The sequence below is a fragment of the Celeribacter halophilus genome (genome assembly GCF_018860305.1).
Taxonomy (GTDB): Bacteria; Pseudomonadota; Alphaproteobacteria; order Rhodobacterales; family Rhodobacteraceae; genus Celeribacter; species Celeribacter halophilus_A.
Genome location: NZ_JAHKPE010000031.1, coordinates 538,855 through 553,332, shown reverse-complemented (window position 1 = coordinate 553,332; position 14,478 = coordinate 538,855). Strand labels below are relative to the sequence as shown.

The 14,478-nt window shown below is 61.3% G+C and carries 11 protein-coding genes; 9 read left to right on the top strand and 2 right to left on the bottom strand.

Translation table 11 applies throughout. From position 1 onward, the window contains the following. Positions 1-12: 12 nt before the first annotated feature. The 8 genes from KO492_RS14535 to KO492_RS14500 all read left to right on the top strand — a co-directional run bounded on the left by KO492_RS14535 (position 13) and on the right by KO492_RS14500 (position 10,447). Positions 13-1,389 (top strand): response regulator, encoded by a 1,377-nt coding sequence (locus tag KO492_RS14535; protein WP_216045610.1) that lies wholly within the window; start codon positions 13-15, stop codon positions 1,387-1,389. A 195-nt stretch (positions 1,390-1,584) separates the two neighbouring features. After that, entirely contained in the window at positions 1,585-3,807 is a 2,223-nt protein-coding gene (locus KO492_RS14530; RefSeq protein WP_216045937.1) for a sensor histidine kinase NtrY-like, read from the top strand. Between the two features lie 21 nt (positions 3,808-3,828). Next, complete coding sequence (gene ntrX / locus KO492_RS14525) at positions 3,829-5,232, top strand: nitrogen assimilation response regulator NtrX (protein WP_216045609.1); 1,404 nt, start codon at positions 3,829-3,831, stop codon at positions 5,230-5,232. Positions 5,233-5,326: 94 nt separating this feature from the next. Beyond that, a complete protein-coding gene (gene trkA / locus KO492_RS14520) occupies positions 5,327-6,703 on the top strand; it encodes a Trk system potassium transporter TrkA (RefSeq protein ID WP_216045608.1) in 1,377 nt (458 codons plus the stop codon). After that, positions 6,703-8,250 carry a TrkH family potassium uptake protein gene (locus KO492_RS14515; RefSeq protein ID WP_216045607.1) on the top strand — a complete coding sequence of 516 codons (1,548 nt, stop codon included), beginning with the start codon at positions 6,703-6,705 and terminating at the stop codon, positions 8,248-8,250. The genes trkA and KO492_RS14515 overlap by 1 nt, the downstream gene beginning before the upstream one ends. 179 nt (positions 8,251-8,429) lie before the next feature. Continuing rightward, a complete protein-coding gene (gene hfq, locus KO492_RS14510) occupies positions 8,430-8,666 on the top strand; it encodes an RNA chaperone Hfq (RefSeq protein ID WP_066603845.1) in 237 nt (78 codons plus the stop codon). A gap of 108 nt (positions 8,667-8,774) precedes the next feature. Beyond that, positions 8,775-10,073, top strand: coding sequence for a GTPase HflX (gene hflX, locus KO492_RS14505; protein WP_066603846.1), 1,299 nt, complete (start codon positions 8,775-8,777; stop codon positions 10,071-10,073). Continuing rightward, the gene (locus KO492_RS14500) at positions 10,070-10,447 is read left to right on the top strand and encodes a hypothetical protein (protein ID WP_216045606.1); all 378 of its coding nucleotides are present in this window, start codon (positions 10,070-10,072) and stop codon (positions 10,445-10,447) included. Before hflX ends, KO492_RS14500 begins: the two co-directional genes overlap by 4 nt. A 4-nt stretch (positions 10,448-10,451) precedes the next feature. On the opposite strand, the gene KO492_RS14495 is transcribed toward KO492_RS14500, so the two are convergent. Next, on the bottom strand, positions 10,452-10,997 hold the full coding sequence (locus KO492_RS14495) for a sugar O-acetyltransferase (protein ID WP_216045605.1): 546 nt from the start codon (positions 10,995-10,997) through the stop codon (positions 10,452-10,454). Continuing rightward, the gene (locus KO492_RS14490; RefSeq protein WP_216045604.1) at positions 10,994-13,450 is read right to left on the bottom strand and encodes a penicillin acylase family protein; all 2,457 of its coding nucleotides are present in this window, start codon (positions 13,448-13,450) and stop codon (positions 10,994-10,996) included. Before KO492_RS14490 ends, KO492_RS14495 begins: the two co-directional genes overlap by 4 nt. 103 nt (positions 13,451-13,553) lie before the next feature. Between KO492_RS14490 and KO492_RS14485 the strand changes: the two genes are divergently transcribed. After that, positions 13,554-14,426, top strand: a complete 873-nt coding sequence (locus KO492_RS14485) for an NAD(P)-dependent oxidoreductase (RefSeq protein ID WP_216045603.1) — start codon at positions 13,554-13,556, stop codon at positions 14,424-14,426. Positions 14,427-14,478 lie beyond the last annotated feature (52 nt).

The following is a 14,478-nucleotide window of genomic DNA, read 5'->3' as shown; positions in this document are numbered from 1 at the left end:
GGAGAGAAAGACATGGATGGCACGATCCTCGTCGCTGATGACGACCGCACGATCCGCACCGTTTTGACACAGGCGCTCACCCGCGCCGGATGTAAGGTGCACGCGACCTCGTCTCTGGTCACGCTGATGCGTTGGGTCGAAGAGGGGAAGGGCGATCTGGTCATTTCCGATGTGATGATGCCCGATGGGAACGGGTTGGAGGCTTTGCCGAAAATCGCGGAACTGCGTCCCGGCCTGCCGGTGATCGTGATCTCGGCGCAAAACACCATCATGACCGCCATTCAGGCCGCCGAAGCCGAGGCGTTCGACTATCTGCCGAAACCTTTCGATCTGCCCGATCTGATGAAACGCGCTGCCAAGGCTTTGGAGGTCAAGCGTCGCGCCAATCCGGCGCCGTCCAATGCCAAGGCCCCCTCGGAAGGCCCGAAAGAAGACCTGCCGCTGGTGGGGCGCACGCCCGCCATGCAGACGCTCTACCGTCTGGTCGCGCGTGTGATGAACACCGATCTTCCGGTGCTGATCACAGGCGAGAGCGGCACGGGCAAATCGCTGATCGCGCGGGCGATCCACGACTTTTCCGACCGGCGCAACCTGCCGTTCGTGGTGGTTTCGGCCTCCGATCTGGCGACGATGGAGGGGCCGGCTGCGGTGATTTCCAAGGCCAAGAACGGCTCGATCCTGTTTGACGAGGTGGGTGATCTCGACGAAGAGGCACAAGCACGGATCGTGCGGATGCTCGACAGTTTCACCGACAACGGCCCGCGCATCATGGCCAGTTCGCAGGCCAATCTGGCGGCGAAGATGGAGAGCGGGGCTTTCCGTCAGGATCTGTTCTACCGTCTGGGCGGGGTGACGATCTCTGTGCCGTCCCTGCGCGAACGTGTCGATGACATTCCGCTTCTGGCGGAGTTCTTTTTGTCGAAAGCCGAGCGCGACGGCCTGTCTGCACGCCGCTTTTCCAACGAGGCGATGGAGCTTGTGCGGGCTTACAGCTGGCCGGGCAATGTGCGGCAGCTGGAAAACACCATCCGCCGCCTGATCGTGACCTCTCCCGAAGAGGAAATCACCCGCGCCGAGGTGGAAATCGTCTTGGGCAACCAGCCCGCAATGGAGCCGCTGCAAGGCGGGTCGGAAGGCGAGAAGCTCTCCTCCTCCGTGGCCAAGCACCTGCGCCGGTATTTCGATCTGCACGGGGGTGTTTTGCCGCCGCCGGGTCTGTATCAGCGGATTTTGAAGGAGGTTGAGCAACCTCTGATTGAAATCGCGCTGGATGCGGTTGGCGGAAATCAGGCAAAATGTGCCGATTTGTTGGGGATCAACCGCAATACCTTGCGTAAAAAAATCAATGACCTCGATATTCAGGTGACACGCCGTCGTAAATTGATGTAAAAAAGCCACATCCGTGGTGATTTGGGCGCAGTGACGTGGAAAACACGCGCTTGCGACCTCTTTGCAACGGATGCCCCTGCGTCCCGGTTCACGAGCCCGCGCATGGGCTTGGGTGTGATCGAAACTGAGACGAGGCCCTTCGTGGCAGAAAAAGCCTTGGCACAACGGATTGGCAGGCAGAGCTGGAACCGGCTCATGCGTCTGCGGCGGCAGCGTCGCTTGCAGAATGCTGCGACCTTGGCCGTGTTCATTCTCGGGCCGCTTCTGGCTGTGCTCACCTTCCTTGTGTTCGGCCTGCTCGATCACGGCCCCGAATCGCGCATGTTGCGTTCGGTGCTTCTGGCCGATGTGGTCTATGTGCTTCTGGTCGCCGGTCTCGTTGCCCAGCGGATCGCGCGGGTGATTGCCGCGCGGCGTGCCCATTCCGAAGGCTCGCGTCTGCACCTGCGCCTTTCCGGCGCCTTTGTGATGCTGGCGCTGATCCCGACCGTGATGGTGGCGATCTTTGCCGTGGTGACGGTGAATTTCGGGCTTGAGGGCTGGTTCTCCGACCGCGTGCGCAATGTGGTGGGGTCTTCGCTGGAAGCGGCGAAAGCCTATGAGGACGAACACCATGACGGGCTGTCGGAAGACACCCGTGCGCTGGCCAGTTTCATCATCGACCGCCGCCGGCAGGTGACGATCCTGCCCGACGGGGCGCTTCGGCAGGTGCTCAACCAAGGGCAGGGGTTGATCCAGCGCGGCTTGCGCGAGGCCTATGTCATCAACCGTGCGGGCGAGATCAAGGCGCGCGGCGAACGCTCTTATCTGTTCGACTATGAAAAGCCCTCCGAAGCGGAACTGGCCCGCGCCGAGAGCGGGGAGCTGGTCCTGATCGACGACTGGGACCGCAACGAATCCCGCGCCTTGCAGCGTCTGGCGGGGTTCTCGGACCGTTATCTCTATGTCACCCGCGATGTGGATGGCAAAATTCTCAACCTTCTGGACGAGACGCAGGACAGTATCGCGCTTTACAACCAGTTGGAGAGTGACCGTGGGCGGCTCCTGTTCGAATTCGGCCTGCTCTATATCGGCTTTGCACTGATCCTCATTCTGGCGGCGACATGGCTTGGCCTGTGGTTCGCGGAACGTCTGGCGCGGCCCATCGGGCGGCTGGCAGGGGCGGCGCAGAAGGTGGGTGAGGGCGATCTGTCGGTGCGGGTGCCCGAAGAAGAAGGTCAGGACGAGATCGCCACGCTGGGGCGGGTTTTCAACCAGATGACCGGACAGGTGAAGCTGCAACATGACGAATTGATGGAGCGCAACGCCCAGATCGAAATGCGCCGCCGCCTGTTTGATTCTGTTTTGTCCTCTGTGACGGCAGGGGTGATGGGGCTGGATTCTGAGGGGCGCGTGACCCTGTCCAACCGTTCGGCGCAGGCGCTTTTGAGCCTTGGCGAGCGCGATGTGACGGGCGAACCGCTGGGCGTTGTCGTGCCGGAATTCTCCCCGTTGTTCGATCTGTTGCGCAAGCAACGCCGTGAAGTGGTGCAGGAAGAGTTGCGGCTCATCCGTTCCGGTGCGCAGGAGAGCCTCTTGGTGCGGATCGCGACGCGGCGGGATGTGAATGGCGCGCTGGAGGGCTATGTGGTTGTCTTCGACGATGTGACCGATCTGGTGAGTGCGCAGCGTCTGGCTGCATGGGGCGATGTGGCGCGCCGGATTGCCCATGAGATCAAGAACCCGCTGACCCCGATCCAGCTGTCCGCCGAGCGCATCCTGCGCAAATTCGGGCGCGGGCTGGATGAGGAAGCGCGGGAGGATTTGGAGCAATACACCTCCGTGATCGTGCGCCAGACCGGTGATCTGCGGCGCATTGTGGACGAGTTCTCGAAATTCGCCCGTATGCCAAGCCCCGAACGGCGCGAGCATGATCTGGCGGAACTGGTGAAGGGCGCGGTGTTGTTGCAGCAGAATGCCCTGCCGGATGTGAAAATCCGCACGCAGATCGAACTGGACACCGCATGGGCGGAGGTTGATGCCACGATGATGGGGCAGGCCTTTACCAATCTGATCAAGAACGCCGGAGAGGCCATCGAGTCGCTTATGGAGACCGGCCTGCCGGAGGGCTATGAGCCGAGTGTGCTTGTGACCATGACCCGCATGGGCAACGAGGCGGTGATCGGGATTACAGACAACGGGATCGGCCTGCCGGAGGATCGCTCGCGCCTGTTCGAACCCTATGTGACCACACGCGAAAAGGGCACGGGTCTGGGCCTGCCGATTGTGAAGAAAATTATCGAGGAACACGGTGGGACGCTGACGCTCACCGATGGGGAGCCGATTGATCCGTCCGGACGGATCGGCGCCTGTGCGACCATTCGCATAGCCTTGATCGAAGAGGTGAATGTCAATGAAAAGCAAGTGCTTGCAGTGTAATGATGAAGTCGGGAGTAAACCATGTCTGATATTCTGATCGTCGATGATGAACGCGATATACGCGAGTTGATCGGGGATATCTTGCAAGACGAGGGGTTCGACACCCGTCTGGCGGCAAATTCCGACGAATGTCTCAAGGAAATTGATGCGGCTGTGCCGGCGTTGATGATCCTCGACATCTGGCTCAAGGACAGCGAGATGGACGGGATCGACATTCTCAAACATGTCAAACGCGAGCATCCCGAAGTGCCGATCATCATCATTTCCGGTCACGGGAATATCGAGATCGCCGTGGCGGCCATCAAGCAGGGGGCTTATGATTTCATCGAGAAGCCCTTCAACATCGACCAGCTTATGGTGGTGATCGGGCGGGCGATGGAAACCTCGCGCCTGCGCCGCGAGAACGCCACGCTCAAACGCTCCGGCTCGGGCGAGGTGGAGATGATCGGCCTGTCCACCGCGTTCAAACAGCTCAAGATCAATCTGGAAAAAGTGACCAAGTCCAACGGTCGGGTGATGCTGACCGGTCCTGCCGGTGTGGGCAAGGAAATGGCCGCGCGGTTTATCCATGCCGGTTCCGACCGCAAGGACGGCCCCTTCATCACCGTGTCTTCCGCCACGATCGAACCGGACCGGATGGAGGAGGTGCTTTTCGGGCGCGAAGGGTCCGAGCGCGGGATCGAGAAAGGGCTTTTGGAAGAGGCCAACGGCGGGGTGATCTATTTCGACGAGGTGGCGGATATGCCGCCGGGCACCCAGTCGAAAATCCTGCGGGTTCTGGTGGACCAACGGTTCAACCGCGTGGGCGGATCGACCACTGTGTCGGTCGATCTGCGGGTGATTTCTTCTACCTCGCGCGACCTTGTGGCGGAAATTGCCGCGGGGAATTTCCGTGAGGAACTGTATCACCGGCTGAACGTGGTGCCGATCGAGGTGCCCGCGCTGGAGAAACGCCGCGAGGATATTCCCGAACTGGCGCAGTATTTCATCGAGAAGTTGAACCGCGAACAGGGGCTGCCGCTGCGCCCGCTGTCGGGTGATGCGGCGGCGATGTTGCAGACGATGAACTGGCCCGGCAATGTGCGCCAGCTCAAGAACGTGATCGAGCGGGTGTTGATCCTTGGCGATAGCACGGGGGAGATCGAGGTCTCCGAACTGCCCGCAGAAGACGGGGTGGACAGCGACGAAGGGCGTGCAGTGCTGTCTCCGGCGATTGCCACTCTGCCGTTGCGCGAGGCCCGCGAGATGTTCGAGCGCGAATATCTTCTGACGCAGATCAACCGCTTTGGCGGCAATATCTCGCGCACGGCGACCTTCGTGGGGATGGAACGCTCCGCGCTGCACCGCAAGTTGAAATCTCTGGGCGTGGTCACAGGCAACAAACAGGGCGGGCGCGTGGCCTATGTGGCCGGTGAGGCGGAGTGATCCGGCACTCTCCGGCAGGCGGTCGGCGCGAGAGCCGCGTTGACGCCTCCGCCGTTAAGTGCGAAGGCTGGTGCGAAGCAACGAAGGTGATGGGATGAAAGTCATCATTTGCGGCGCGGGCCAGGTCGGCTGGCAGATCGCCAAACAACTCTCCTCTGAAAAGAATGACGTGACGGTCGTGGACAACAACCCCGCGCTCGTCCGGCGTGCGACCGACACTTTGGACGTGCAAGGGATCGAGGGCTTTGCCTCCTATCCCGATGTGCTGGACAAGGCGGGTGCGCGGGATGCGGATATGATTATCGCCGCGACCTATTCCGACGAGGTGAACATGGTCACCTGTCAGGTGGCACATTCCGTGTTCAACGTGCGCCGCAAGATCGCGCGTCTGCGGTCGCAAAGCTATCTCACGGCGATCTATTCCGATCTCTACCGCCGCGACCACCTACCGATTGATGTGGTGATCTCGCCGGAAAAGGAAGTGGCCGAGGCGGCGCTGCGGCGTCTTGCGGCCCCTGCGGCCTTTGACACGCAGGCATTTCTGGACGGCAGGGTGCAGCTTTTGGGGATGCTTCTCGAAGAAGACTGTCCCGTTCTCAACACCTCCTTGCGGCAATTGTCCGATCTGTTCTCGACGCTGCGTGCGATTGTCGTGGGTGTGCGGCGCGAGGGGCGGCTTTTCGCCCCTGAGGCCGGAGACCAGTTGTTTGCGCGCGACGAGATTTACGTCTTTGCCCATTCCGACGACATCAGCCGCACGCTGGAGATTTTCGGCAAGACCAATGCGAAACAGGATCGTGTCGTGATTCTGGGCGGCGGCAATGTCGGGCTGGCGGTCGCACAGGCGCTGGAGACCCGCACGGAGCGGGTGCGTGCCAAGGTGATCGAAAAGAACCGCAAGGTGGCCGAGAAAGCCGCAGATGCGCTGGAACGGACCATTGTGCTCAATGGTGATGCGCTCGATCAGGAGCTTCTGGCCGAGGCGGGGATCACGCGGGCGGATGCGGTGCTTTGCGTCACCGATGATGACAAGGTCAATATGCTCGCCGCCGTGCGCGCCAAACAGCGCGGCGCGAAAATGGCGATCTGTCTGGTGAACGACCCGACGCTCGTGCCGATCCTCAATGCGCTCGACATCGACGCCTATATCAACCCGCGTGCCACCACCGTCTCCTCCATCCTGCGCCACATCCGTCATGGCCGTGTGCGCAATGTCTATTCGGTGGGCGATGGCGAGGCCGAGGTGATCGAGGCGCAGGTGCTCTCCACCTCACCGATCTCCGGCAAAAGCATCCGTGATATCGACTTCCCCGAGGGCGTGCTTGTCGGTGCGATCATGAAGGGCGGGCGCTATGTCAAACCGAACGGGGACACGCGCATTGACGAGGGCGACGTGGTCACCATCTTCTCGCTGGCCGATGATGTTCCAGAGGTCGAGCGCCTGTTGCAAGTGTCGATCGATTATTTCTGATGAACCGCTTTTCGCGCATGCCATTCTTTGTCCAGCTGATGCTGGTGAGCGGGGGTACGATGCTGATCCCCGCGCTCTATGCCTTGGTGCTGCGCGACTGGAATGATGCGCGGGCGTTTTTCTATGCGGCAACGCTGTTCACCTCGCTGGCGGGGTTCATCGCCATCGCGCGTTTCCGTCCCGAGGCCACCGAGGACCGCGACAGCCGCTTTGATCGTGATCGGGAGGGGCGAAACCAGCTTTTGACCCTTTTGGGGGCCTATACGGCCTTGCCGCTGATCCTTGCGGTGCCCTTTTCCGAGGCCACGCGCGACACCACCTTTTTCAATGCCTATTTCGAGATGGTCTCAGCGCTGACCACCACGGGGGCAACGCTGTTTGACGATCCGGCGCGGCTTTCAAAACCTGTGCATCTGTGGACGGCACTTGTCGGCTGGATGGGCGGGTTCTTTGCGTGGATCACCGCGGTGGCGGTGCTGGCCCCGATGAACCTTGGCGGGTTTGAGGTGATTTCCTCGCGTCAGGCAGGACAAAGCGATATCCGCGTCTCCCAGATTGCGCGTGTCGCAGCCGCGCCCGAGCGGATGGCACGGTTCACCGCCAAGCTCTTTCCGGTCTATTTCGGCCTGACACTGGCGCTGTGGTTCGCGCTCGCGATGGTCGGCTCACCGGCCTATGTGGCGTTGTGCCATGCCATGTCGGTCATGGCGACCTCCGGCATCTCTCCCGTGGGTGGTCTGACCAATGCGGGGACCGGATTTGTGGGGGAGCTTCTGGTCTTTGCCTTTCTGTTCCTTGCCCTGTCGCGCAAAACCTTCACTGCCGACCAGCCGCGACTGGATGCGCCGCCGCTGTGGCGTGATCCGGAAATGAAGATCGGCCTCTCGCTGATTGTCGTGATCCCGATCCTGCTGTTCCTGCGGCACTGGGTGGGCGTGCTGGAAGTCTCCGGTGACTGGACCTTCACCCGTGCGCTTTCGTCGCTCTGGGGCAGCACGTTTATGGTTTTGTCCTTCCTGACCACCGCAGGGTTCGAGAGCATGGGCTGGGAAGAAGCGCGGCTCTGGTCCGGGCTACAGGCGCCCGGTGTGTTGCTGATGGGGTTGACGATCTTCGGCGGTGGTGTGGCCACCACGGCAGGGGGGGTGAAACTGATCCGGCTCTATGCCCTTGTGCGCCACGGCGAACGCGAGATCGAAAAGCTGATCTCGCCCCATTCGGTTGGCGGTGCGGGGGCAAATGCGCGGCGTATCCGGCGCGAAGGGGCCTATGTGGCATGGGTCTATTTCATGGTCTTCGCTTTCACCATTGCCGCTGTGATGATGATCCTGTCGCTCTTTGGCCTGCATTTCGAGGCGGCGGCGGTCTTTACCATTTCCGCGCTGACCACCACCGGACCTCTGGTCAATGTGGTGGGGGATGTGCCTTTGAGCTATGCGCAGCTCGGGGATCCAGAAAAGCTGATTTTAGCGGCGACGATGGTGCTTGGGCGGCTGGAAATGCTTGCGATTATTGCGCTTTTGAATCCCGAATTCTGGCGGCGTTAGAGGGTGCGACAAAAAGCGTTAGCGCTGAACTGACGCAAATATGCGTCGGGCGTCCTTTAAGCCACGGAAAACTCTGTTGCTTATCTTGACATTCGGTTGAATCTGCGGCGAGGTGGCATCCAAGTGCTGTCGCCCGAGGGACAGCTCGCATCAAAAAGCGCAAAAAAAAGGCAAAGATTATGGCCGCCGATAAACAGAACCTTCAGGACGCCTTCCTTAACCACGTCCGCAAGACCAAAGTTCCTGTAACGATTTTTCTGATCAACGGGGTAAAACTTCAGGGTGTGATTACCTGGTTTGACAATTTCTGTGTTCTCCTGCGCCGCGACGGTCAATCGCAACTCGTGTATAAACACGCGATTTCGACCATCATGCCGGCACAACCGATCAATCTCTACGACGGGGAAGAGGCCTGATCCCAGCGCCCCTTGCATTCCGCACGCTAAGAGTTAAGTGACGAACACCTGCCGTAGTTAACGGCGGGTGTTTTCGTGCGTTGATCCGAAGCATTGAAGGAGCGGCATTTGGCCGAACTTTACGAACATGAGGTGAAGAAAACCCGCGCTTGGGTGCTTCATCCCGACATTACCTCCGACCGCGACCGCCGCGACCCGCAGGCGGGGCTGGAAGAGGCCGTGGCTCTGGCCGCTGCTTTGCCTGATCTCGAAGTGGTCGGTTCCGAGATCGTGCGCCTGCCGAAAATCCAGCCGGGCCATCTGTTCGGCTCCGGCAAGATCGAGGAACTGGCGCAGCGTCTGGAAGCCGAAGAGATCGAACTGGTTCTGGTGGACGGGCCGGTGACGCCGGTGCAGCAGCGCAATCTGGAGAAGGACTGGAAGGTGAAACTTCTGGACCGCACGGGCCTAATTCTCGAAATTTTCTCCGACCGTGCACGCACCCGCGAAGGTGTGTTGCAGGTGGAGATGGCCGCGCTGAGTTATCAGCGCACGCGGCTGGTGCGGGCGTGGACCCACCTTGAGCGCCAACGTGGCGGGCTTGGCTTTGTCGGCGGTCCCGGCGAGACCCAGATCGAGGCCGACCGTCGCGCCATTGACGAACATCTGACCCGTCTGCGGCGTCAGTTGGAGAAGGTCGTCAAGACCCGCGAATTGCACCGCGCCTCGCGCGCCAAGGTGCCGTTCCCGATTGTCGCGCTTGTGGGCTATACCAACGCGGGCAAATCCACATTCTTCAACACGGTGACCGGCGCAGAGGTCTTTGCCAAGGACATGCTCTTTGCCACGCTGGACCCGACCATGCGGCAGCTCAAGCTCAAGGATGCCCACGGGGGCGACCGCGAGATCATCCTGTCGGACACGGTGGGGTTCATCTCCAACCTGCCGACACAGCTTGTTGCGGCCTTCCGTGCAACGCTGGAAGAGGTGCTGGACGCCGATCTGATCCTTCATGTGCGTGACATCGCCAGCGAGGAGAGCGAGACGCAAAAAGAGGATGTTCTGAAAATCCTCAATGATCTGGGCATCAAGGATGACGCGCCCATGTTCGAGGTCTGGAACAAGATCGATCTTCTGGACCCCGAGGCCCATGCCGCGCGCATGGAACGCGCCGAGGCCGAAGAGGATGTCTTTGCCATCTCTGCGGTGACGGGCGAAGGGGTCGAGGCGCTTCTGGCCGCGATTTCCGCCTATTTCGAAGAGGACAAGATTGAACGCGATCTGCTTCTGCCCTATGCGCAAGGCAAGAAACGCGCGTGGCTCTTTGAAGAGGGTGTGGTTCTGAACGAAGAAATGGTCGAGGACGGCTATGCGCTCAAAGTGCTCTGGACGCCGCGACAGGAAAAGAAATTTCGGGAGATGACATGAGCGCCGAGAAAACCAAAACCCCCGCAAAGAAACCGCAGGCCAAGGCTGCGCCGACCAAGGGTGAGAAGGCGCCGCAAAAGCGTCTGTTCATGATGTTGTTCGAAGCCACAGCTGGCGCCAAGACCGGCCTGCGCATGGGCGCACGCCATGCCATTATGGTCTTTATGGTGGCCTCCGAGAAGAAATTCGCCATCGGCAAGGCGTTCAAAGGGCTGGAAGTCACCGGCTGGTCAGGCATGCAGCTCAAGAAGGGTGCGGATATCACCGGACAGAAGCGTTTCGAGGATAAGGCTTTGGATGCCTCCGCGCGCAAAGCCATGCAAAAAGGCGCGGCGTTTCTGGTCTATAAAGACGAGGTCAAAGGGCAGGCGTGAGGCGTTAGATCGCCCGCGCAGGATTGCCTGCGACCCGCGCTCCGGCGGCCACGTCTTTCGTGACAACCGCCCCTGCGCCGACAATCGCGCCATCGCCCACGGTCACGCCGGGCAAGAGGATTGCCCCGCCGCCGATCCAGACATCCGCCCCGATGGTGACGGGCAGGGCGCGTTCGATCAACTGGCCGCGCAGCTTGGGATCACGGTGGTGGTCGGCGCAGTAGATCTGTGTGCGCGGACCGATCATGCTACGCGCTCCGATCTCCACCCGTGCGCTGTCCAGCACCACACAGCCGACATTGAGAAACGCCTCCTCGCCCAGATGGAGGTTTTCGCCGTAGAGCAGGTGAAACTGCCCCTCTATCCGTGCGCTGTCCGGTGCGTTGCCCAGAAGCGCTCCGAGGGCCGGATGAATATTGCCGCGCTCTGTGGGCAGGGCGCTATTGTGCAGATGCACGGCGTCGAAGACCTTCATCCGCTGCGCGTCAATTTCGGGGTCGATGGAACAATACCAGTCTCCCGCACGCATTTTGTCCCGTTCCGATCTCATTGCGGCACCAGATGCGTGATGCCCACGCCCGCCGCACGCGCCAGTTCCGGATCAAGGCTCATCGGCACATATTCTCCGCGCCGCCACAGCTCTCCCAGATCGTCGTAATGGCGCGAAAGCGGGTGGCCGGACTGGCCTGTGGCGATGATAAAGACCGAACTGTCAGGGTCCGCGAAATCATAGACCCCGCGATAGGCGGCGCCGTGGACATTGACGAAAGGATCGTCGGGATCGCCGGAGGTCACGCCGCGCATCAGCGTGTTGTCGCCGCCGGAGGTGGACTGGTGGATGTTCACCACCCACTTGAGGAAGGGCACATTGCCCAGAACCGGATGGTCGTGATGGGCCATATGCGCATCCCCCCAGCGCAGCGATTCAAGGTTGCTCGAATAGTGCTCATCGATCCACAACAGCGCATCGTCGAGAGACAGACGTGCGATGTCGGTGCAGGTCTCTACCGGAGCGGACTGGATCACGTCACACCATGCGGAGGCGCCGTCGATGTCGCGGTAGACACGCTCGATGAACAGCGGATCGACATGGGTAAAGGCATGGGCCAGAGGGCCGATCTCGTCGCGGATGAGCCGGTCCTGAAGCGCGCGCATCCATGCGTAATAGATCAGAGGTTCCGGCAGGTGTTCGTTCATCTCGCCATTCCACTCGGCCAGAAGTTCCAGCGCGCGCTGGCGCTGGCGTTCGGGGGTGCCTTCGGGGGCGGCCTCACCGGTGAACCACAGATCGGCCCCGACCAGCGGCAAAAGCGTGCGGGCCGAGGGGGAGACCACATCGTTTTGCACTTCGATGAAACTGTCTCGGGTGTGGACCTCGCGCATTTGCATCAGACGTTGCCAGCGCTGCACCCGCTGCGTGTCCCCCCAATGGTAGGAGAGGTGGTCGGGGAAGGGGGCGTCCACCGTCTTGTTGTTGGTGTTGCCGATGATCCCGTCGCGCCCTGCGGTGAACAGGGGCAGATCGTTGAAATCGCGCCAGCCCTGCCAGCGGTTTGTCTCCAGCCATCCGGGGGAGGGAATACGACCCTTGGACTGGTGGCGTGCATCGCGCAGCGGCGCGCGGCCGATCACTTTCATCTGCACTCGGTCGGGATCGGCCATAGCAAGGTTGAGCGCAGGGGCAGCAAAGTCGCGGGCCGCCGCCATGGCTTCGCTCAGGGTGCGGGCATGGTTGAGCGCCACGGCAGAGGACATGGAGCGGTCATCGGACACTAAAGCGGTCCACGCCACGGAGACCAGATGGCCGGACGGTGTGATCGTGTCGACATCAAAGGCGGTGGCCGGCAGGATCGGCCCGTTCTCGGACCATTGCAGGGTCAGGGTCTGCGGCGGTGCGCCCTTGATCTGCACAATCGAGGGGCGGGTCTGAAGCGGTTTGTATCCTTCCGGTGTGAGCACCTCGTTTGGCGCGTCGGGATTCTGCTTTTCGATATAGAGATCGGCGTCATCGAGATAGGCCGCCGTGATGCCCCAGCCAAAGCGTTCGTGCCGTCCCGAGATGATGGCGGGAATGCCCGGCACAGAGGCCCCGATCACACCGCCGGTCGAAAGCTCCAACCGCGCCAGATACCATGCGCCGGGGGCGGAGAAATTCAGATGCGGGTCATTGGCCAGAAGCGTCGCGCCTGTGGCCGAGCGTTCGGGACCGGCGGCCCAGACATTCGACGCGCCTGCCAGCCCCGCTTCGGGAAAGGGCGACATGGCATATTGCGTGCCGGATGCGGGCTTGCCCGGCTGTGCTTCGGGAAACAGTTCGGCATAGGAGGGTAGAACGCCCAGACCTGTGCCCGGCGCGTCCGGCATGAGATCCTTGAGCCGGTCCTGCGGCAGGAGCAGGGAAGCCTGCGCGCGCAGCACCTCGTTGGGGATCTGGTCGGAAAGCTGCACCGCCACCAGTTTCAGGATCGCGATGGAATCGGCGGGCTGCCAATAGGCGATTTCGGAGGGGAAGAGAAAGAATTCCGGCGCGCCACGCCCTAATGCGCCTTCGTTCACCTCGGCAATCCATGCGTTGACGCCGCGGGCATAGGCCTCCAGCGCGGCGGTGGCCTCGGGGGTCTGGACCCGTGCGGAGGCTTTCGCCGCCTCGTAAAGCCCCAGCCTGCGCATCAGCTCGTCGGTCTTGAGCGTGCGCTCGCCGAATATCTCGGAGAGCCGCCCCTGTGCCGTCCGGCGCAGAAGCATCATCTGGAAGAGCCGGTCCTGCGCATGGGCAAAGCCCAGCCCGTAATAGACATCCTCGTCGCTCTCGCCGAAGATATGCGGCACATTGGCGTTGTCGCGGGCGATTTCCACCGGCGCGGCAATGCCATCGACCTCGTAATCGGCGTTGTAATCGGGCAGCGAGCGGGCGGCGAGCCAATAGGTCAGCCAGATCGCGAGGACGGTGAGCAGAACGAGACCTGAGACGATCTTGAGCAGCAACGAAAAGATGCGGGCCATATGGGGCGACCTGTAAGGCTTGTGCGTGAATAGCGGTTGACGGTGCAGCGCGAGCAGCTACCGTTTGCGTCGTTAAACCACATCGACGCGCGAGGGAAAAGCCATGGCGAAAACTGCATTCTTGGGTCTGGGGGTCATGGGCTATCCGATGGCCGGACATCTGGTGGCACAGGGACATGAGGTGACGGTCTATAACCGCACCATTGCCAAGGCGGAGAAATGGGCCGCGGAACATGACGGAGCCTTTGCTCCAACGCCGAAAGAGGCCGCAGAGGGCTGTGATTTCGTGATGTCCTGTGTCGGCAATGACGACGATTTGCGCTCGGTCTGTCTCGGGCCGGAGGGCGCTTTTGCCGGTATGAAGCCCGGCGCGGTGTTTGTCGATCACACAACTGTGTCCGCAAAAGTCACCCGCGAACTGGCCGCGATCGCCGCAGAGGTCGGAATCGGCTATGTCGATGCGCCCGTGTCAGGCGGTCAGGCGGGGGCCGAAAACGGCGTGCTGTCGGTGATGTGCGGCGGATCGGAGGCGGATTTCGCCAAGGCGGAGCCGGTGATGGCGGCCTATGGCAAGATCGTCAAACGTCTGGGCGAGGTCGGCATGGGCCAGACCGCCAAGATGTGCAACCAGATCTGCATCGCGGGACTGGTTCAAGGGCTGTCCGAGGCGCTTTTGCTGGCGGAGAACTCCGGCCTTGATGGCGAGGCGCTCGTCGATGTGATCTCCGGCGGTGCGGCGGGCAGCTGGCAGATGGTCAACCGCCACAAGACCATGCTGGCGGGCGAGTATGAACACGGGTTCGCCGTGGACTGGATGCGCAAGGATCTGGCGATCTGTCTGGAAGCGGGTGAGGAAACCGGCACGCCTTTGCCGGTCACGGCTCTGGTCGATCAGTTCTACAAGGATGTGCAGACCATGGGCGGCGGGCGTTGGGATACGTCGAGCCTGATGGCGCGGTTGAAAGCCTTTATGTGAGTATTTCCGGCACAAAGGAGCAGGCACGCCGCGTGGCGTGTCTGTGTTCTGT

Coding starts and splice junctions, on each gene's coding strand:
- KO492_RS14535 (WP_216045610.1), top strand. CDS start 13: ATGGATGGCACGATCCTCGTCGCTGATGACGACCGCACGATCCGCACC.
- KO492_RS14530 (WP_216045937.1), top strand. CDS start 1,585: ATGCGTCTGCGGCGGCAGCGTCGCTTGCAGAATGCTGCGACCTTGGCC.
- ntrX (WP_216045609.1), top strand. CDS start 3,829: ATGTCTGATATTCTGATCGTCGATGATGAACGCGATATACGCGAGTTG.
- trkA (WP_216045608.1), top strand. CDS start 5,327: ATGAAAGTCATCATTTGCGGCGCGGGCCAGGTCGGCTGGCAGATCGCC.
- KO492_RS14515 (WP_216045607.1), top strand. CDS start 6,703: ATGAACCGCTTTTCGCGCATGCCATTCTTTGTCCAGCTGATGCTGGTG.
- hfq (WP_066603845.1), top strand. CDS start 8,430: ATGGCCGCCGATAAACAGAACCTTCAGGACGCCTTCCTTAACCACGTC.
- KO492_RS14500 (WP_216045606.1), top strand. CDS start 10,070: ATGAGCGCCGAGAAAACCAAAACCCCCGCAAAGAAACCGCAGGCCAAG.
- KO492_RS14495 (WP_216045605.1), bottom strand. CDS start 10,997: ATGAGATCGGAACGGGACAAAATGCGTGCGGGAGACTGGTATTGTTCC.
- KO492_RS14490 (WP_216045604.1), bottom strand. CDS start 13,450: ATGGCCCGCATCTTTTCGTTGCTGCTCAAGATCGTCTCAGGTCTCGTT.
- KO492_RS14485 (WP_216045603.1), top strand. CDS start 13,554: ATGGCGAAAACTGCATTCTTGGGTCTGGGGGTCATGGGCTATCCGATG.